This window comes from Halomonas sp. ATBC28 (assembly GCF_005937175.1).
Classification (GTDB): Bacteria; Pseudomonadota; Gammaproteobacteria; order Pseudomonadales; family Halomonadaceae; genus Vreelandella; species Vreelandella titanicae.
Map to the genome: position 1 here is coordinate 25,987 of NZ_VCQL01000003.1, position 18,849 is coordinate 44,835.

Consider the following 18,849-nt stretch of genomic DNA (forward strand, 5'->3'; position numbering starts at 1 on the left):
CCGCGGCGATGTCCCCGGCCTACACTGATCGTTCGCACTGCTAAACGGATGGGGGCTTACAGTTGATGGCATCAGAGTGTTGTCCTCTATAATGCTGTTCAGATTGTTGGCGTGAATGACAAAGGGTGTGGCTAACTTAGCGTTCAACTAGGTCTCGCGGTGTCTGCCAGAGTCGAGTACTCTGCGACCATAAGGGGTGCGTGCAGGTTGGTCTATGCGCGTTTGTCCTGCTTATCTTTGCAATCGTCCAGGAGGACCCATGGATCCCCTATCAGATGTACTCTCGCTACTGAAACCGCGAAGCTATGTCTCCTCTGGAGTGGAGGCTGGCGGTGCATGGTCGCTCCAATTTCCGGATCAGCATAAGCTCCTCAAGTGTTATGCCGTAGTCTCCGGCGAATGTTGGTTGGCCGTCGATGGTGTTCCGGAGGCCGTACATCTGCAGAAGGGCGACTGTTTCGTTCTACCGAGCGGACGCCCTTTTCGGTTGGCGAGCGATATGTCGTTGCCACCAGAGCCCTCCAGCAACTATTTTCCCCCACCACGTACTGGCACCGTTGTGAAGGTCAACGGCGGGGGCGATTTCTTTATCGTGGGCAGCCGGTTCGGCGTCAGTGGGGGGCATGCCGATATGCTGATGGGCATGCTGCCGCCCATCGTCCACATCCACAACGAGACAGAACAGGCTGCATTACGGTGGTCTGTGGAACGCATGATGAAGGAGTTGCACGACCCCGAGCCCGGTGGTTTCCTGATTGCCCAGCACCTCGCTCATATGATGCTGGTACAGGCACTAAGGCTTCATATGGCGGAAGGAGTCATTAACGGTGGGGGATGGCTTTTGGGGGTAGCGGACAAACAGTTGGGGCCGGCAATTAATGCGATCCATGCCGACCCTGCACACCGCTGGACGCTGCAGGCGCTGGCCGAGTGCGCCTGTATGTCGCGCTCGGCGTTCGCTCAGAAGTTCAGGGAAACGATAGGAGCATCGCCCATGGAGTACGTGACGCGCTGGCGCATGATGCTGGCGGGAGAGAGGTTGGAGAACTCCCAAGATCCCGTTTCCGTTATTTCATTATCCCTTGGATACGAATCCGAAAGCGCGTTCAGCACTGCGTTTAAGCGGGTCATGGGAGTTTCTCCGAGGCAGTATAGTCGTGGGGCAACGCCCGCTTCGTATAGCCACGCAGTTGGTCTCAATGGCGCTGGCGTCAACCCAGCATAGATCGCTGAAAGTGATGAAAATAGCGTCTAGGCTCTCTAGCACTCTTTCAAGAACGTGCAGTGACTGCAATGGTTTGCCCAACCTGTTAGTGCTTTTACCCCTATAACAAAACATATTTACCAGGATGTGAGGTATGCACACAATCCAGCTTTCTCGGCGGCAGGCAACACGCTTGCGCCACCCTCTAAATGGAGAAAGCATCATGGTAGTGTTCAGCTTACATGCCGTAATAAGAATGGACAGGACTGGATTAGGGACCCGCTCTGCTTTTTTGGCATGCGCCGCTTCGCTGCTTGGCTCGTTGGTCTGCATCCCTGCATATTCGAGCGACGTCGACCAAATCCCGCCCACCGAAGGAAGAACGTACGTGGTTCCTTACGAAGCTGCCGAGGCTCGCTTCACGCCGCTTTACGCTGATAATCCAAACAGCCCTCAGATCTCGGTGCTGTGGGGGAATCCTCAGACTGGCCCATCGGCAGCGCTGTTTCGGTTCCCTCTGAATTATGGCGGTCGCTTCCACAGTCATAGCGCGGCTTACCACCTGTCGCTTATGGAGGGGACTATGAAGCACTGGGATGAAGGTCAGCTTGAAGCGGACGTGCCGATTCAGACAGCGGGCGCCTATTAGTATCAGCCTGGAGGCCAGTTGCACTCTGACAATTGCTTGTCAGAGTTCTGTGTCGCCTTCGTGGTCTTCGATGGTGCGATCGACTCAGCCTACGCCGATTAGCACCTTTAAAAGGGTCGGCCGACAGGTTATCCGGAGTGGCTCAGCCGATCCATTTTTTCCAAGTCGGAGCGCTCCGCCGGGTTGTAGGTCATCAGTTTTAGATCCGGCCGCCCGTCAATCGCAAAGGATGAAAACTCGAAGGTAATTTCTCCTACCACTGCGTGGAAAATTGTCTTCGATCCTTCCCCAGCGGTATGAACATCGTTTGCTCTCCACATGCGCTTGAAATCCGTACTCTTGCTGGATATTTCCGCCACGAGTCCAGCAGATCGCGGGTTCTCCCCCATACGTGCGGTTTCTGCGCGAAAGGTTGCCACTAGAAACCGTGCCACTGTTTCCCAGTCGTTTTGGGCAGCGCGTGTCGCTGGATCAAGGAACATGAGCCTCAATATGTTTCGTTGATCGGGAGGTAGTGCCGGGTAATCCGTGAGCGCTAGTTGAGCTGCTCGGTTCCAGCCAACAATGTCCCATGTCGACGTTGCGACGGTCGCTGGGATCATAGGCATAGCGTCGAGAAATCGTTGTAGTCGTTCCGAGATACCTTCTTGAACAGAGGAGTGGGCTTTCGGCGGGTGACCGATGCCGACCAAGAATAGATGCTCGCGCTCGGCTTCGGTCAGCATCAGCGCCTTAGCAAGGCTTTCGAGTACGCGCACTGATGGTGCGCCCCCACGTCCCTGTTCGAGCCACGTATACCATGTTGTGCTGATATGGGCTCGCTGAGCGACTTCTTCACGCCGAAGGCTAGGTGTCCTCCGGTGCCCTCCGAAACCAAGTGCTAGCGCGTCAAGTCGTTGCCGCCGATCCTTTAAGAAAGCACCAAGGTTATTGGAATCGCAGGAGGGAGCTAGCGTGTTAGTCATTATCCCCCTATAAAGCCGCTTATTTATCTGGATAAAGATTGATCGATATTCTCTCCCATGACAAGCATTCACTGGGAGGAAGGGGAAGCGTTATGAAGATGTTTTTGACTGATGCGACAGGCTTTTTAGGCATAGCCGTTACGAGAGAGCTACTTGCTAGTGGCCATCAAGTTCTAGGGTTGGCCCGCTCCGGCTAAAGTGTAGATAAGCTCAGGCAGCTAGGCGCTGAAGCACTTCTGTTGGTGGTATTTATTCACTAGGTCATGCGAAATATAGGTATTTATCTCAACAGTTAAAAACAACAGAATAAATATCTCTTCAGAACCCGTCAGGAGCATCCTTATGAAGCTAGGAATTATAACTGGCACTTTATTACTTGCGGCCGCTGTAGCTACTCAGGCTAGCGAGCCTTTACTGCCTCCTTCCGAACCCAATCAGGTTGCCGGAACGTGGGGCATGGTGTCAGCTACATTGGAAAACGATGGGACTACCGAGCATCCTTATGGTGAGAATCCACAGGGCATGCTGGTTTTCACTGCTGGCATGCACTTCGTCGAGGTATTAACCAATGGGGACACCGAACGTTTTGAGTCAAATACACGTGGCGGTGGCACTGATGAAGAGAATAGCCGTGCCATGGCTTCAAGTATTGGTTTCTTCGGTAGTTATACCATTGATGAGCAGGGGCGCTTCACCGGTAATTACGTAGAAGGTTCTACGTTCCCTAACTGGGCGGGCAGTGAGAGAAGCTCGCGGGAGCTTCAACTGAGAGTGGAAGGCGATCGGATGTACGAAACGTTCACTCGCCCTGATGGAGGGCGAGTCAGTGCAGAATTTGTGCGCGTTCGATAGTGCATAAAAAGCCCCGGCAAAGTTCAAGTGCCGCATCGTTGGTGTTCCAACAACGGATATGTTGCACAAGGGGGTTACGTATTCTGGCCTAAAAGCGCAATCGTCAGCTAGTTGAGAGGCTTTAAGGTGAGAGGTGGGGCTATCTCTGCCCTTTGGATGCCGGTAATTGGATTGTGATGCCAAATCCACGACCTTCAAGACCGACGCCACATCTTAACTGTCCGCCATGCGAAGCGACCACGCGCTCGACCAGCGAAAGGCCCATGCCAATACCCTGAGTGCGATGCCCGTTCTCGGCGCGGTAGAATCGCTCGAATACGCGCTCGTAATCGCCATCGGTAATGCCAGGGCCATTATCAGCAACGCCTAGGGTCGCCATTCGAGCATGTCCTTCATCTTCGACCCAAGTTTCCAGCCGTACACGCGTGCCCGGGCCTCCATGACGTAAGGCATTGTCGAGCAGGTTGCGAACCAGTATGCCGAGGTCATCAATGTCGCCATGTACTGGCGCGTGACCTCCTTCGACTTCGATTGATTGGTCACTGCGTAATGCAACCAACTCGAACTCGTCGGCCACCATCCCCGCAATCATTGCCAGATCCACATCTTGCGCGCGCGCGGTGGAACCGCCGGATTCCACCCGCGCGGTATCAAGCAGTTGTTGCGCCAGTCGCGAGGTGCGTTCTATACCAGCGATGAGATGCTCGAGCGCTTCGCCCGCTTCTTCTTGGTCGCTGGCGTGCTGTAGCACCTGCGCCTGGGTCAGCAGCGCTGCCAACGGCGTGCGTAGCTCATGGGCGGCCTCACCGATGAACTCGCGTTCATGCTGAAGCGCCTGCGCCAATCGCGCCATCAACTGGTTGAACGAACGCACCAGCGGCGTGAATTCGTTTGGTAATCCATGTTCGGGCAACGGTGCCAGATCGAGAGGGGCACGCGTAGCGAGCGACTCGCTGACGCGCAGCACTGGTCTCAGCGACCAGTGGATCACCAACCATATCGCGACACCGATACCGAACAGGAGCAACAGTGCTGTGAGTAGGGTCGGGCCGAGCCAACGCATCAATTCCGCCCGGATGGCCGATGTCGGCACGCCGACCTGCACCTGCACCCGTTGGTCAGCGTCGCTGACTGCGAATACGCGCCAGGGCACTCCAGCAACGGTTGCATCGGCAAAGCCATCAACAAAGTCCGGCGCCATCGGGTGCGCGGGTGCCGGACGCGAAGACATCAATCGTCGCCCAGTGCCATGCTCCCAGGCTTGGAAGCCTAGCGCTCCGAACTTGCCTTCCGCGGGCACCGTCTCGCCGCTGAGCAGAAATTGCTGCTGTTGGCCTGCGGTGGCGATGTCCGCAGGCAACGACTGCAGTATCTGCTCGGCAATATTGCGCAGCATGCCATCTATCTCGCCACCCTGGCGCTCCAGTACGTTTACGTACTGAATGGCGAACCCGATAGCCCAAGTAGAGAGCAGCACTGTGGCCAGCGCAACCAGCAACCGTGTGCGTAGCGCGCGCATTAGTGTTCATCCCCGAGGCGATAGCCGAATCCAAGCTCCGTTACCACTACGCCATCGCCGAGCTTGCGGCGCAGTTGGTGCACGAAGACCGCAACGGTGTTGCTGCCGATCTCCGTATCGTCGCCGTAGAGCCGATCTTGCAATTGATCACGACTGAGAACACGACCACGCGACTCGAACAGTGCCAGCAGTAGACGGAACTCGTGCGCACTAAGGCTAATACGCTGACCTTCACGGGTCACAACCCGCGCAGCGGGATCGATCTCGACATCACGCCACCGCAACACGGGGGTGACTGCGCCACGGCTGCGGCGCAATACCGCACGAAGCCGCGCCAGCATTTCGTCGCGCTGAAACGGCTTGACGATGTAGTCGTCAGCACCAACGTCAAGCCCGCGGACGCGGTCGCTCAACTGATCGCGTGCGGTAATGATCAGCACCGGCGTCGGGTCGTAGCGGCTGCGCATCGAGGACAGCACCTCCAATCCAGAGCCGCCCGGCAGCCCCAGATCAAGTAGGACCGCGACGAATGCGTGGTCGACCAGCGCTGTGTGTGCGGATGCAACGTCTTTGCAATGCACAACGCGCCAGCCTTCCTGACCAAGGGCGGATGACAGCGCACGACCCAGCATGTGGTCGTCTTCAACAAGGAGAATCGCATCCATAGCGGGCAGCTCGAGTAATAAGGGGAGGGCAGCGATATTCCTACAGCGACATTAATAACGGATTAAGGCATGTACTTAAAGGCTGTTAGGTGGCCGGCGATTGCTGGACACGGTCGCTTACAGTGGTAACAACTTTGCCCTAATCGTCTGAAACGCAAATTAATCTCGCCAGTAAAAACTGTTCAATATGTTACTGCCTATGAGAGGAGTTAGGTACTCAATTGATCTTACTTCTTCTTAACGTAAGGTGCGGATCATGACTAGCTGGAAAGCTTCTGATACTCCCTCTCAACGTTGCCGTACTTGTTCATTTACTTAACGATGCAGGAAGAACAAGTTAGCCTACCCGGCCAGTTAGTCGACTGCCACCTCCCGAATATTGTCTAGGAGTTCGACAAAATAGGGATTCCAGGTCAGGCGAGCATGATATTTTTCCTCTTCGTTTTGCCCCCATGCACCGAACCAAAGATCTTCAGGGTTAGCGGGGCGGGGTATATCGTCCTGACCATTCTCAAACATGATGTAGCTTCCTGCTTCACCGTAATAGGCGTTTTCAGGTGCAAATAGCACGCTCATATGAGAGAAGGTGCTAATGCGTCGGTCGGGTAGGCTACTGCTAAGGGTGGTAACACGTGGATCGTTCAGGTTGGGCGGGCTTTCACCGTACCAAACGAAGTGTGATTTGGGATTGGGAAAGCGGTTTTGAAAAGCAGTGAGCGTCGTATTGGGGTCAAGGACACTATCATGTTGACTCATCGTCATCAGGACAGGTTTGTTAAATTGTGCGCTTTTGAGATTTTTTTGCACGGTGCTGACCGAACGATAATAGAGAGAGGCCCCGCGACTAGGAAGCGACTGGTAAGTAGCGATATTGTCTTCGTCATCGATATTAAGCCAGTCCCAAAAATAGGAAATGGCCGGGGTGAGAAACAGAGAGTTGGTATCGGGATAAAACCCAGGGGAAAACAGCAGTAGCCCATCGATATTGTCATCTGTATACGCATGAGAGGTGACCAGATTACCGCCAGTTGAGAAACCGCCAAGCCAAAGTTCATCGACTTCGGCTGCTAGCAGGTTGGCGTGATGGGCAATGATTTCTCCCCAATCCTTATTATCAGCTAGCATCAAATCGGCAGGACGTGTGCCGTGGCCAGGCAGAAGGATAGAGCGAACCAGCCAGCCGTCATTCGCCATGGCGGTGGCGATATCGATGAAATACCACGGGCTGGCACCCAGTCCGTGCACTAAAAGGATACCGCGCTTCGCCGGTTCATCAGGGCGAATTTCGAACGGTGTATTGAGCTCTATTTCAAGTTCCCGATCTTCACCGATGAAGGCGCGGTTATCGGCAATCCATGCACGGGTTTCGCGCACATATTGTTCAAAACTCTCTTGCTCATAGGGAGGTAGACTTTCTGAAGGTCGAAAACGTGGGGAATCCGGCGGTAAAGCACAGGAGTTCAGCAAGAGAAGTAAAAGTAGGATGTTAAGGCGGCGAAACATGAACCACTCCATTTTTAGGAGCTTGCTTCTGACAGAGGGTTACCGCGTCCTATCCTTAGAAGGGGCGGGTAAACGGGCTGTGCGCTGGCAAACGAGTAAAAATATGATTAATGGGTTAAAGCTACCTAACTATTCAAGACAAACCCCGGCAGCACAGCTTCGGCTTCGATAGCGACTAACCATTCCGGTTCGGCAAGGCCGTACACAATTAACCAAGTGGCAGCAGGCGGCGCGATAGGGAAGCGATGCTTCAGCGCCTCCATCACCACTTGTTGATCGTAGCGAGCGTATTCGGCTAAGTAGATTCTCAACATCACCACTCGTGAGAGATCGCCGTCGAGGCCTTTTAGCAACCGCTCGACATTGTCCAGGGCCGCTTCAGTCTGCTCGGCCAGTTCGGGACCCGCCAAATCTCCTTGGATATCGACCCCCACCTGACTGGACATTAGCAACCGGGTGCCACCCTGCACTATAACTGCCTGACTATGGCCTTCGGTCAAAGTATCGGGAAGGTTAGATGGGTTGAGGGGTTTGCGCCTTAAAATATGCATGACAACCTCCTTCGTAAGTTCATCGGTGTGCTTGCAAGGATTACCGATTGAGCAATTGCGCTTATGCTAGACGGGCCTATGTATCAATATCGGCCTTCTCTAACCCTAAGCATGATCTAGCCATATTAAGTGGCGGGACAGTTTTGGCGTGATAACGAACAGCGCTACGTTGAGTATTTCGAAGACAGACCCCTGAAATTGCGCTGCTACGCTATCGTCAAAATCTGGAATTTTCATAGTCGATGCTCCCTTCTTAATACGCAATGAGAGCACTTTACTATGGCTGAGCTTTAATAGTGTGTCGTACTTGTATCAGTTTGTCTCAGCGCTAAAACAACACATTTACTTGAATATTTAATGGCAAATAGAAATTGTTTAATGTTATTTAGCTTAGCTGTCACATTTGGCGACAAAACGTCGAAGAACTTGGCATATCGTGGGCATATCTACCCCTTAATATTCCCCTGTTCGCTGCAGAGCTGAAACCCTTAAACGGTTCTGGACGGATACAAGGTAGTTATTAATACCAAGCAGGAGTGGCGATCTTAATTCTCGAAGATCACTTTAATTATTTGGGTTAGCTAAAAATTTATTGATGCTTAAGCCACGGTTTAGGCATGAGGAGTGAATCATGAAAATGTTAAACGCAGCGTTAGTTATTACATTAATGCTTGTCTCTCATGCAGCACTTGCGGAGCGTGGGACGGCTAAAGATAACAGCGTTCCTTATGTCGACGTGATAACGATGCATCAAGACCACGAGACCCGGAAATTTTCACCGTCTGAACTGACCGACAGAAACCCTTAAAAGGTTCTGACAGCTTGTGATATCTGATAAAGCTGCCAAGCAGGTCTAGATCAAGTAGCACAGCGACGAATGGGTGCTCAACCAGCGCGGTTCGTGCAGATATCACATCTTTGCAATGGACGACGCACCTCCTCTTCTGGCCGAGAGCGCACGATCAAGAATGTGGTCGTCTTCAACAAGCAGGATCGCATCCATAGCGGGCAGCTCGAGTAATAAGGGGAGGGAAGCGATATTCCTACATCGACATTAATAACGGATTAAGGCCTGTGCTTAAAGGCTGTTAGGTGGCTGGCGATCGCTGGATACGGTCGCTTACAGCGGCAACAACTTTGCTCTAATCGTCTTAAACGCAAATTAATCTCACCGGTAAATACTGCGACATCAGCCGCTTCGACTGAGTATTAAAGACGCCTTTGTGGTGTGCTTCAACCCAGGACGCTATCCAATGAGCAGAACCAAGACTTCGGTGGCACAACGTCCACGTCTATTGAAAACCCTCTTCAATCTCCGCCTTGAGGAGGTTGGGCCTGTGCTAATTGCAGCACTGTTCTTCTTTTGTATATTGACCGCATTGATGCTGTTGCGCCCTGTTCGTGATGCGCTAGGTATGGAACGCGGTATCGAGAGTGTCCGTTGGCTGTTTATCGGTACCGCATTGGTGACGCTGGCAGTGAATCCACTGTTCGGCTGGCTGGTCAGTCGCTTGAAGCGACTACAGTTCATCGGGGCGACCTACACATTCTTCGTGCTGAGTTTGGTGGCCTTTTGGGCATTGCTGGTGTTCGCGCCCGCCGCCGTGGGTCAGCGCAGTGGACAGGTATTTTTTGTTTGGTTCAGTGTGTTCAACCTGTTCGTCACGATGGTGTTCTGGGCGTTGCTGGCTGACCGGTTCACCAGTGAGCAGGGCAAACGTTTCTTCGCCCTTATCTCGGTCGGTGGAACCCTCGGCGCGATTTTTGGCCCGTGGCTTACGTCGCAACTGGCCCTGCCATTGGGTACGCCCAGCCTGCTGCTTGTCGCCGGTGGTTTCTTGCTGCTAGCTCTCTCTTTGGCTTGGCTGCTGGTGCGCGTGGTGCCGGATCAGGCCAGCTCCATGGAAACTTCTGCCGTAGCCGGATTCGCGAGCGAATACGAACGTATCGGTGGTGGCGCCTGGGCAGGTCTACGTGCCGTTTTCCGATCACGCTATCTGACCGGTATTGCCGGGTACATCCTGCTAATGACTGTGCTCGCAACATTCATCTACTTCACCCGCCTACAGATGGTCGCAGCGGTATCAGACAACATGGACGCGCGCGCGGAAATACTAGGCCAGATCGACATGTGGACGCAGGTAGCGGTGCTGGTTCTACAGCTTACTCTGACCGGTAAGATTATCCAGCGTTACGGCTTGGGCGTGGCGCTAGCGATCCTACCGATAGCAACCGCGCTTGGCTTCATCGGATTGGCGATATACGGGTCGTTCGTGATGTTAATCCTGTTAGAGGCCACTACTCGTGCGCTTCAACGCGGCGTCACCCGTCCAGCACGGGAGGCGTTATTTACCGTGGTCGGCCGTGAGGACAAGTACAAGGCCAAGGCCTTCGTAGATACCTTCATCTACCGTGCTGGCGATGTTGTCGGTGCCCAAACTGAGGGCGCGCTTGGGCGATTAGGGCTGGCTATAGGTGGGCTGGTCAGTGTGGTTGTTCCTTTGGCGTTGGTTTGGGCCGTGTTGGGTCTCTGGTTGGGCCGCGCACAGGCCGGTCAAGTAGCACTCACCGGGCCTAAAGACGAATTCGGTGGCCTTAAACAACTGGTAGAAAAGAGCGTGAGCTCTTCAGTGCAATAGATGCGATGAGGTGTCGCCCAAACTCCAATAAAACCGTGGCTATGAGGGTCACAGAATGAATATGTTAGCTCGAATACTATTGCAACTCGCTTCTAGCGTACTTCCTATCGCCGCGTTCGGTCAGGAGGTCTTGGCACCCTCCGTCAGGTGGTCCGTCGGCGTCGGTGCTGCAGCTATCGACAGCCCTTATGCAGGCGAAGGATTACGTGTCCGACCATTGCCGCTGATCAGCTACGAGGGAGAGCGCATGTTCCTCCGGGGTACCTCCGGCGGTGTGCATTTATACCAGTCCCGTCAATTAACGTTCGATGCGATTCTAGCTGCGCGGCTTTATGGGTTCGATATCGACGATCTGGGACGTTCGGAGCTTCTGGTCAATGGCGTGGATCCTGACCTCTTGAGTGATCGCGATGACGGCATAGATGCCGGTTTTCGCACGACCTTGGGCTCGTCGTGGGGTGCGGTATCGCTTGAGGCTGTTCACGACGTTTCAGATGCCAGTGAAGGCTATGAAATCTCGCTCGACTATCGCAATACGTGGCAATTCGGCCGAGCTGCGCTCACAGCCAATGCGGGGGCAAGCTGGATGTCCTCCGATTTCGCGGGCTACTACTTCGGGGTACTGGATGAAGAAGTGGCGCGCGGGGTCGCAGAGTACTTGCCGGGTTCTGCTGTTGTTCCGCGTATTGGCCTGACGATGGCGCATTCCGTTGGATCATCGCAGTGGCAACTCCTCGGGTCGGTCGAGTACCAGTTCCTGCCGAGCGAACTTAGAGACAGCCCGCTGCTGGAGCCTGATCAAAATGGCGTAGGACGCCTCGTTCTGGGGTTGAGCAGGCGTTTCTGATCTATCGATATATAGCAAACCAAAAATGAGGAAAGAAAAATGTTTAACGTATTACGAATCCGTGTCGCCGCCCTTGGTGTGCTGTTGATGTGTCTATTTTTTGCGGGTGCCACGCTGGCGCAGAACCCACCCAAACCGGATTGGAGTCTGGCCGATATGCCCTCCCAGGAAGGACGCATTTTTCTGGTCACTGGCGGAACCAGCGGCATGGGGTATGAAGACGCAAAAGCCCTTGCAACTGAGGGGGCCCAGGTGGTGATCGCTGCGCGCAATCCCGAGCGGGGACAGGAGGCGATTGATCAGATCAAGCGGGAGGTGCCTGATGCTCAGGTGACCTTTGAACCCTTTGACTTAGCCGATCTGTCCTCGGTTCGTGCCCTGGGCCAACGCCTCAACACTTCACTCCCTCGATTGGATGGTCTGATCAACAACGCCGCCATCATGGCTCCTCCAGAGCGCAGTACGTCCGCAGAGGGCTTTGAGATGCAATTCGCCATCAACTATGTCGGGCACTTCGTCCTGACTGCAGAGCTATTACCGCTGTTACGCAACAGTGATGCGCCTCGCGTCATTACGCTGTCGAGTATCGCTGCCCTCCGCGGCAGCATCAATTTTGACGATCTTCATTCCGCTCAGGCCTACGAACCAATGACGGCCTATGCGCAGTCCAAACTGGCGGGCCTGATGTTTGCATTCGAACTGCAGCGGCGCAGCGCTGCGGCAGGCTGGGGCATCCAGAGCATGGCCGCCCACCCCGGTGTTGCGGTAACCGAACTGGTTGCTCGCGGCCCCGGATTGGATAGTGAGCAGGGGCGCCAGTGGTCTGCCAACCGCGAACACCTCCAGACGGCAGCCCAAGGTGCAGTGCCGACACTATATGCTGCCACTGTGCCTGACGCACAAGGTGGCGCCTACTACGGGCCGACTGGAGAACGGGAGGTTAGTGGCCCGCTTGGCCTGGCGACCGTCCCCTCTGTGACCAATGATATTGCGATCGCTGCTCGCCTGTGGGCGGTCACCGAAGAGATCGCCGGCACACATTATCCATCAAGTGCCCCTTAACCAATCCTGACTAAGCTGATCTGCCGTTCATCCAGCTTGTTAACCATGGTTTAGCGGTGACCTTTTGAAGCAAGCGACATGGCTGGGTCGAATTTATTGATTACCAGTAAAGGCTTCCCTGTCGCCGTATGCAGTATCCCAGTGCATACGGCGGCCTCAGCCAATATAAGCAGGAGAGTCAGTATGAAACGCATTTTTTTTAGAAACAGAGCCATCGAACTGGCCGGAATTATCCATTTTCCTAACGGGTTCGACGAAACCAAAACCTATGCTGCACTCGTTCTAGCCACGCCAGGTAGTAGTGTAAAGGAGCAGGTCGGCGCGATTTACGCAATGAAGATGGCGGAGCAAGGATTCGTGACCCTTACTTTCGATCCGTCATATCAGGGAGAAAGTGGCGGGGTGCCGCGAAATCTCGAAGACCCATCCGTTCGGGTCGAGGACATCCGTTGCGCCGTTGATTATCTGATGACACTGCCTTTCATAGACGAGTTACGCGTTGGGCTGCTGGGAATTTGCGCCGGTGGTGGATACGCGGTCAAAGCGGCGCTTACCGACCGGCGCTTCAACGCCATTGGAACGGTCGTGGCTAATGATATAGGTCGAGCATTCCGTGAGATGCAGACAAGGGAAGACCTCCTCAAAATGCTGGAAGAAATAGGCAGGCAGCGTACAGACGAAGCACGCGGAGCCGAACCGAGGTTTGATCCTTGGATTCCTGACAGCATAAAAGTAGCAGAAGCCGTTGGCATCACGGATCCGGAAGTACTAGAAGCTGTCACGTTCTATCGGGAGTCGCGCTATCGCCACCCCAACTCTAGTAATCGCTTGCTCTTCACCAGCTATATCCACCTGCTCGGCTTTGATGCCTTTAACTTGGTACCTGAACTGCTGACGCAGCCTCTTCAAGTGATCGTTGGGGGGCGCCGCGGTAACACTGGTCAATACAAAAATGGTAAAGCGCTGTTCAATAGTTCACCTGCCGCTGAGAAAGACTTCTTCGTTGTAGAAGGGGCCAGCCACTACGACTTGTACCACAAGCCCGATTACGTCAATCAAGCCATTGAACGTCTCACTCTGTTCTATTCGAAACATTTAAGTCCTAGTCCGTCATATCTGGCGCTTCTGGAAGCCCAGGCTCGGACACAACCTTCGTGCCGAGCGTCTTAAACGCAAATTAATCTCGCCAGTAAATACTGCTGCATACAGAAATGCCTATGAGCTGATTTATTCACTCAACTGATCTTTCTTCTTAACGCGAGGTACGCCCCATGACCAACTGGACAGATTCCGACATCCCCTCTCAATGTGGCCGTACCGCGGTCGTCACTGGCACAGGTGGGCTTGGACTAGAAACCGCATTGGCGCTGGCTCGCGCTGGCGCGAGCGTCATCCTTGCAGGCCGAAACCCATCAAAAGGGGCGGCGGCCATTGATCGGATTCGCCATGATGTTGTTAACGCGAATGTGTGGTTTGAGGAACTAGATCTCGCTAATCTCGATTCAATTGCAGCATTTGGTAAGCATCTGCACTCCTCATTTGACAGCATCGATCTCCTTATCAACAACGCAGGGGTTATGGCGCCCCCAGATCGGAAAATGACGGCCGATCATTTCGAACTACAGTTTGGTACGAACTATCTTGGCCACTTTGCTTTGACGGCCCAGCTATTGCCGCTTCTGTGTAATGGTAATCATCCGCGTATCGTCACTCTATCAAGCGTTGCCGCTCGTAGCGGTGCGATCGACTTCGACGATTTGCAGTCCGGGCGCAGCTATAAACCAATGGTTGCCTATGGCCAGTCAAAACTGGCCTGCTTGATGTTTTCTCTCGAATTGCAACGTCGCAGCGATGTCGCAGGATGGGGCATCCAGAGTATTGCGGCGCATCCAGGCGTTTCACGCACCGACTTGTTGCCCAATGGCGCTGGAGCACAAAGTGTCGTGGGGATCATCCGTCGTTACCTTTGGTTCCTGTTTCAGCCAGCAGCGCAGGGGGCGTTGCCAACACTTTTCGCCGCTACGTCACCGCAGGCGCAAGGTGGTGCCTATTACGGACCCGATAGGTTTGGTGAAACCCGAGGCTATCCTTCCGCGGCCAAACTTCCTCCACAAGCACTGGATCTAGAAGTTGCAATCAGGTTATGGGAGGAGTCGGAACGATTGACGGGAGCACTGTTTTCCCTTGAGGAAATTCAGAATTCCAGCGTCGCTGATAAACGAAATATAAGCCTCCATTGATTCGCTGGCCGCTAGCGAGTCTTTAGTCTGCCGCCTTTTTTCGTATCTCTCTCAAATCTACTACTACAGCCTTCTATCAAAGTAGCGTAGTGCGGAACCAGACAACTTATGAACGATATCCCAATACATCGACCAATAGCTCCAGATCGATCCGCTGAGTTCAGCGGCACACCGATCTCTACAGTGATTGTAAAAAAACAGGTAAACATGTGGCGGCGAAAAGTGAGCGCCATGCTTTTATTAGCGGGGTTGGCCGTACCGTACTCGGCGGTGAGCGCGCAGTTAATAGAGTCAGAGCCCACCTATTCAGTGACTGATTTCGACTGGGTGGATCAAGATCGTTCGCGCCCGGTACCCGCACGACTGTACTGGCCTACGGCGGCTACGCCTGAAATGTCGGTGCCGTTGGTCGTGTTTTCACACGGCATCGGTGGTTCGCGGGAAGGTTACAGCTATCTCGGAAAACACTGGTCGGCCCAGGGCGTTGCCAGCCTACATGTACAGCACGTAGGCAGTGATGAGGAATTGTGGCGAGGCAATCCATTTCGGATGGTCGATCGCCTGCAGGCTGCAGCGCGGGAAACGGAGGCCATCGAACGTGCCGCCGATGTACGCTTTGCGCTTGACCAAATGCTCTCGGATGAAATGGGCAGCCGCGGTGTTGCAGTTAACCGTCAGCGCCTCGTTATTGCAGGCCACTCATACGGCGCGAATACCACACTACTCACGATTGGCGCGCAAGTTGTGAGAGAAGGCCAAACGATTGACTACTTGGATTCACGCTTTTCCGCGGCAGTCTTGATCTCCGCTCCGCCGTTCTATGGGGAGTCCGACGTGGCAACGGTGCTTAACAATGTGTCGATCCCTACCATTCACGTCACTGCGACCGATGATGTGATCCAGATCCCAGGCTATCACTCGGGCATAGAGGATCGGATCGATATCTTCGATGCGATCACCAGCCCGAACAAGTTTCTGGCCGTTTTTCGGGGCGGTTCCCACAGCATATTCACTGATCGCACCCTTACCGGCGGTCGTGCGCTCAACGCCAAAGTTAAAGTCGCCACCGCCGATTTGGCCTTAGCTTTCTTTGACTTAGTCTTTGAGGGCGACGGTGAAGCGCTTGCGGAATGGCAAATCACTTGGCAGTCGATCTTGGCGAGGGCTCCAGAACCGATGTCGCATGATTCTGCACAAGGTGACAGCCACGACAGCCACTGGACTAGCGACGAGCTACTCATAGCCAGCATGAACTTCATGTAAGTGCCCACAAGGGGGTAGGCGATTTAAGGTCTATCAGCCGATTACCTATGCAAAACGGGTAAAACCGAGGAGAAAGAGCATGGTTGAGTTTGTGGTTAATGGAGCGTCGGTAAGCGTCGAGACAGATTCCAGCAAGCCCCTTCTTTGGGTACTTCGTGAGGATCTGGAATTGCTCGGGCCGAAATACGGATGCGGTATTGCTCAATGCGGGGCTTGCCGTGTCCTCATTGATGGAGTGTCGAGCTTTTCCTGTATAACGCCGGTTGGCTCTGTGGCAGGCGCATCGGTAGTCACTGTCGAGGGTCTTGCGGATGCGGAAGGTCGTTTATCGATCATTCAGCAAGCCTGGCTGGATGAGCAGGTGCCGCAATGTGGTTATTGTCAACCAGGTTTCATTATTGCTGTCACAGCGCTGCTGGAATCGACGCCGCGACCAACAGATACCGACATTGATGAAACGATCACCAATATTTGTCGCTGCGGCACTTATCCGCGTATTCGCCGTGCCATTCATCGTGCCGCCGCCATGCTAGCCGAGCGCTGAGGAGACAGCCATGCCTCGTTTACTTTCCCGACGTGCCTTTCTGCTCACCGGTGCGGCCCTTGGTGGCACCGCCCTTGTTGCCGCTGTAGGTGGCGTCGGATACCTAGCGTCGGTCGATGTGGATGGCCTCGATGGATATGTCGATGGTGATCGTGCTGTGCTCAATGCGTTCCTTACTATCCATGAAGATGGCCGCGTAGTGGTTAACGTACCACGTACCGAGATGGGGCAGGGCATCCATACCGGTCTCGCCATGGTGGTGGCCGAGGAACTTGATATTCCCTTCGATGACCGTATCAGCGTTGAGTTTCCGGTCGAACCTCTGCCTGCCTATGCTAGCTGGTTCAACGTCTTGCAACAGCGTCCCGAGGAAGCCAGCGGGCCTGTGGTCTGGGTCGGACGGCGGGTGCTCGGGCTTCTTGGCTTTATCGCGACCGGCGCCTCGGCATCAACGATGGCACTGTGGTATCCGATGCGTGTGGCAGGTGCCGCTGCCCGACAGATGCTGCTTGCCGCTGGTGCCGCGCGTCTTGGCGTCCCGGTAAATCAGCTGACAACCGCCGATGGTTTTGTTCGGCACGAGGCCTCGGGCCAAAGTTTGTCCTATGGCGAGCTGGCTCGAGAGGCATCTGTTTTGCCGCCGCCCAATGATCCTCCGCTGAAACCGGCATCTGATTGGCGGCTGATTGGCCGGTCGCAGCCCCGTGTGGATCTTCCCGCCAAGATCCGAGGGGAGCCGGTCTTTGGAATGGATGTGGTTCAGCCTGGCCTGCTGTATGCCTCTATCCGCCATGCGCCGGTTTTTGGAGCGCAGGTGGCTCGGGTCGTGAACGAGGCTGAGGTGCGTACCGTTGCCGGCGTTAGAGATGTCGCGATCATTGATGGGCGTCAGGTGGCCGTCGTGGCTGAATCCTGGTGGCGTGCTGAACAGGCAGCCCAGCGTCTCGATATTGAGTGGGCGCAAACCGACGGGGATGGCATTAACAGCGCCGAGATGTCCGTAAGGCTGCAAGCTGCGCTTGGCAGCGATGCGCCGTACGAAAATATCAATGACGGTGATGTGGAGGCCAGCATAGCTAACAGCTCCATGTCTGTAATCGAGAAAACCTATGAGGTTCCCTTTCTGACGCATGCCTGCATGGAGCCGATGAATGCGACCGTGATCGTACGTGAAGATGGGACGGCCGAGGCCTGGGTTCCTTCCCAGTCTCCCCTGGGGGTGCGTACCGGTGTGCAGCGAGGAACGGAATGGGGAAGCGTAGAGCCTACCTCAATCACATGCAACATCACCATGAATGGTGGTGCTTTTGGTCGACGCGGTGATCTAGACGTTGCGGCCCAGGCAGCCTTCCTGGCCACTCGGCACCGAGGCCGGCCGGTCAAGCTGATTTGGTCGCGTGAGGAGGACGTCGGCCGCGGCCTCTACCGCAGCCATGCTGCCGCACGCCTGCGTGCTGTCCTAGGGCCCGACGGTCTGCCCAGCGCTTATGACGCACTGGTTGCGGCTCAATCGGTCATTGAATCTGTCGCTGGCCGCAACTTGCCGTTCAACCCCGGACCCAACGGCGATCGTCTGACCGTCGAAGGGGTGGACAAGCTGCACTATGCCATTCCCAACCGACGCATTCGCAGCCAGCATGTGGCCAGCCACGTGCCGATCGGGCTCTGGCGCTCGAACGGCTTTTCTTTCAATACCTTCTTCACCGAGAGCTTCATCGACGAATGCGCACTGGCGGCGGGGAGAGACCCATTGGACTACCGCCGTGCCTTGCTTCGAAACAGTCCGCGACATTTGACCGTGCTCAATCGGGTGGCGGAGATGGCTGGATGGGGTTCAGCCATGGCCCCCGGCCGTGGCCGTGGCCGCGGCATCGCCATCGAAGAGTGCTATCGCAGCGTGGTCGCCCAGGTTGCTGAAGTCACTGTTGGGGAAGATGGTGTTGTCACCGTGGATCGCGTTTTCTGCGCTATCGATGTAGGAATGGTGATCAATCCTGATGCTGTGATCGCTCAGATGGAGGGTGGAATCGCCTTTGGCGTGACAGCCGCGCTGATGAGTAGCATTACGCTGGAAAGTGGCGCGGTCGTGGAATCGAATTTCCACGATTTCCCGATGCTGCGCCTCGCGAACGCACCCGAGATTGAAGTCACGATCATCGACAGCGGCCTGCCGCCTGGCGGGGCGGGTGAGCCCGGCATCGTGCCCATCGCAGGGGCCATCGCCAATGCCATTCAAGCCGCCACGGGCCGACGGATACGCTCACTGCCACTGACCACTACTGAAACCATAGCTGAACGCCGCACGCGAACCGTTCTACCTACCTCTGCGGTGTGAAGAGAGGGCTC

At 54.9% G+C, this 18,849-nt stretch carries 18 protein-coding genes; 12 read left to right on the forward strand and 6 right to left on the reverse strand.

Annotated elements, in window-relative coordinates:
- Positions 1 to 259: 259 nt before the first annotated feature.
- Positions 260 to 1,225 carry an AraC family transcriptional regulator gene (locus E0L35_RS03780; RefSeq protein WP_138799645.1) on the forward strand — a complete coding sequence of 322 codons (966 nt, stop codon included), beginning with the start codon at positions 260 to 262 and terminating at the stop codon, positions 1,223 to 1,225.
- Between the two features lie 367 nt (positions 1,226 to 1,592).
- The gene (locus E0L35_RS03785) at positions 1,593 to 1,853 is read left to right on the forward strand and encodes a hypothetical protein (protein ID WP_138799646.1); all 261 of its coding nucleotides are present in this window, start codon (positions 1,593 to 1,595) and stop codon (positions 1,851 to 1,853) included.
- Positions 1,854 to 1,981: 128 nt separating this feature from the next.
- Here E0L35_RS03785 and E0L35_RS03790 read toward each other — a convergent pair whose 3' ends face one another.
- Positions 1,982 to 2,818, reverse strand: a complete 837-nt coding sequence (locus E0L35_RS03790) for a helix-turn-helix transcriptional regulator (protein WP_138799647.1) — start codon at positions 2,816 to 2,818, stop codon at positions 1,982 to 1,984.
- A 342-nt stretch (positions 2,819 to 3,160) separates the two neighbouring features.
- Here E0L35_RS03790 and E0L35_RS03800 point away from each other — a divergent pair, with 342 nt between their 5' ends.
- Positions 3,161 to 3,670, forward strand: coding sequence for a lipocalin-like domain-containing protein (locus E0L35_RS03800; protein WP_138799648.1), 510 nt, complete (start codon positions 3,161 to 3,163; stop codon positions 3,668 to 3,670).
- Between the two features lie 139 nt (positions 3,671 to 3,809).
- Here the strand turns inward: E0L35_RS03800 and E0L35_RS03805 are convergent, their stop codons facing one another.
- The 5 genes from E0L35_RS03805 to E0L35_RS26825 form a co-directional block, all read right to left on the reverse strand.
- Complete coding sequence (locus tag E0L35_RS03805; protein WP_138799649.1) at positions 3,810 to 5,189, reverse strand: ATP-binding protein; 1,380 nt, start codon at positions 5,187 to 5,189, stop codon at positions 3,810 to 3,812.
- Entirely contained in the window at positions 5,189 to 5,854 is a 666-nt protein-coding gene (locus E0L35_RS03810) for a response regulator transcription factor (protein WP_138799650.1), read from the reverse strand. Before E0L35_RS03810 ends, E0L35_RS03805 begins: the two co-directional genes overlap by 1 nt.
- Before the next feature lie 354 nt (positions 5,855 to 6,208).
- Entirely contained in the window at positions 6,209 to 7,357 is a 1,149-nt protein-coding gene (locus E0L35_RS03815; RefSeq protein ID WP_171051108.1) for an alpha/beta fold hydrolase, read from the reverse strand.
- 125 nt (positions 7,358 to 7,482) lie between these two features.
- Positions 7,483 to 7,908 (reverse strand): Rid family hydrolase, encoded by a 426-nt coding sequence (locus tag E0L35_RS03820; protein ID WP_138799652.1) that lies wholly within the window; start codon positions 7,906 to 7,908, stop codon positions 7,483 to 7,485.
- A gap of 105 nt (positions 7,909 to 8,013) precedes the next feature.
- A complete protein-coding gene (locus tag E0L35_RS26825) occupies positions 8,014 to 8,145 on the reverse strand; it encodes a hypothetical protein (protein WP_283241527.1) in 132 nt (43 codons plus the stop codon).
- A 394-nt stretch (positions 8,146 to 8,539) separates the two neighbouring features.
- Between E0L35_RS26825 and E0L35_RS26225 the strand changes: the two genes are divergently transcribed.
- The 9 genes from E0L35_RS26225 (at position 8,540) to E0L35_RS03860 (ending at position 18,838) form a co-directional block, all read left to right on the forward strand.
- Complete coding sequence (locus E0L35_RS26225) at positions 8,540 to 8,716, forward strand: hypothetical protein (protein ID WP_171051109.1); 177 nt, start codon at positions 8,540 to 8,542, stop codon at positions 8,714 to 8,716.
- Positions 8,717 to 9,161: 445 nt separating this feature from the next.
- On the forward strand, positions 9,162 to 10,547 hold the full coding sequence (locus E0L35_RS03825) for an MFS transporter (protein ID WP_138799653.1): 1,386 nt from the start codon (positions 9,162 to 9,164) through the stop codon (positions 10,545 to 10,547).
- Between the two features lie 130 nt (positions 10,548 to 10,677).
- On the forward strand, positions 10,678 to 11,394 hold the full coding sequence (locus tag E0L35_RS03830; protein ID WP_171051110.1) for a MipA/OmpV family protein: 717 nt from the start codon (positions 10,678 to 10,680) through the stop codon (positions 11,392 to 11,394).
- Positions 11,395 to 11,433: 39 nt separating this feature from the next.
- Positions 11,434 to 12,456 carry an SDR family oxidoreductase gene (locus E0L35_RS03835; RefSeq protein ID WP_138799655.1) on the forward strand — a complete coding sequence of 341 codons (1,023 nt, stop codon included), beginning with the start codon at positions 11,434 to 11,436 and terminating at the stop codon, positions 12,454 to 12,456.
- Between the two features lie 183 nt (positions 12,457 to 12,639).
- Positions 12,640 to 13,626 (forward strand): alpha/beta hydrolase, encoded by a 987-nt coding sequence (locus tag E0L35_RS03840; protein WP_022519849.1) that lies wholly within the window; start codon positions 12,640 to 12,642, stop codon positions 13,624 to 13,626.
- A 101-nt stretch (positions 13,627 to 13,727) separates the two neighbouring features.
- Entirely contained in the window at positions 13,728 to 14,696 is a 969-nt protein-coding gene (locus E0L35_RS03845) for an SDR family oxidoreductase (RefSeq protein WP_138799656.1), read from the forward strand.
- 231 nt (positions 14,697 to 14,927) lie between these two features.
- A complete protein-coding gene (locus E0L35_RS03850; RefSeq protein WP_212751653.1) occupies positions 14,928 to 15,959 on the forward strand; it encodes a hypothetical protein in 1,032 nt (343 codons plus the stop codon).
- Positions 15,960 to 16,038: 79 nt separating this feature from the next.
- A complete protein-coding gene (locus E0L35_RS03855; RefSeq protein WP_138799658.1) occupies positions 16,039 to 16,503 on the forward strand; it encodes a (2Fe-2S)-binding protein in 465 nt (154 codons plus the stop codon).
- Positions 16,504 to 16,513: 10 nt separating this feature from the next.
- Entirely contained in the window at positions 16,514 to 18,838 is a 2,325-nt protein-coding gene (locus tag E0L35_RS03860; protein WP_138799659.1) for a molybdopterin cofactor-binding domain-containing protein, read from the forward strand.
- Positions 18,839 to 18,849: the final 11 nt, after the last annotated feature.

Bases quoted from the DNA above. Each gene is read 5' to 3' on its own strand.
- E0L35_RS03780 (WP_138799645.1), top strand. From the start codon at position 260: ATGGATCCCCTATCAGATGTACTCTCGCTACTGAAACCGCGAAGCTAT.
- E0L35_RS03790 (WP_138799647.1), bottom strand. From the start codon at position 2,818: ATGACTAACACGCTAGCTCCCTCCTGCGATTCCAATAACCTTGGTGCT.
- E0L35_RS03800 (WP_138799648.1), top strand. From the start codon at position 3,161: ATGAAGCTAGGAATTATAACTGGCACTTTATTACTTGCGGCCGCTGTA.
- E0L35_RS03805 (WP_138799649.1), bottom strand. From the start codon at position 5,189: ATGCGCGCGCTACGCACACGGTTGCTGGTTGCGCTGGCCACAGTGCTG.
- E0L35_RS03810 (WP_138799650.1), bottom strand. From the start codon at position 5,854: ATGGATGCGATTCTCCTTGTTGAAGACGACCACATGCTGGGTCGTGCG.
- E0L35_RS03815 (WP_171051108.1), bottom strand. From the start codon at position 7,357: ATGTTTCGCCGCCTTAACATCCTACTTTTACTTCTCTTGCTGAACTCC.
- E0L35_RS03820 (WP_138799652.1), bottom strand. From the start codon at position 7,908: ATGCATATTTTAAGGCGCAAACCCCTCAACCCATCTAACCTTCCCGAT.
- E0L35_RS26825 (WP_283241527.1), bottom strand. From the start codon at position 8,145: ATGAAAATTCCAGATTTTGACGATAGCGTAGCAGCGCAATTTCAGGGG.
- E0L35_RS26225 (WP_171051109.1), top strand. From the start codon at position 8,540: ATGAAAATGTTAAACGCAGCGTTAGTTATTACATTAATGCTTGTCTCT.
- E0L35_RS03825 (WP_138799653.1), top strand. From the start codon at position 9,162: ATGAGCAGAACCAAGACTTCGGTGGCACAACGTCCACGTCTATTGAAA.
- E0L35_RS03835 (WP_138799655.1), top strand. From the start codon at position 11,434: ATGTTTAACGTATTACGAATCCGTGTCGCCGCCCTTGGTGTGCTGTTG.
- E0L35_RS03840 (WP_022519849.1), top strand. From the start codon at position 12,640: ATGAAACGCATTTTTTTTAGAAACAGAGCCATCGAACTGGCCGGAATT.
- E0L35_RS03845 (WP_138799656.1), top strand. From the start codon at position 13,728: ATGACCAACTGGACAGATTCCGACATCCCCTCTCAATGTGGCCGTACC.
- E0L35_RS03850 (WP_212751653.1), top strand. From the start codon at position 14,928: ATGCTTTTATTAGCGGGGTTGGCCGTACCGTACTCGGCGGTGAGCGCG.
- E0L35_RS03855 (WP_138799658.1), top strand. From the start codon at position 16,039: ATGGTTGAGTTTGTGGTTAATGGAGCGTCGGTAAGCGTCGAGACAGAT.
- E0L35_RS03860 (WP_138799659.1), top strand. From the start codon at position 16,514: ATGCCTCGTTTACTTTCCCGACGTGCCTTTCTGCTCACCGGTGCGGCC.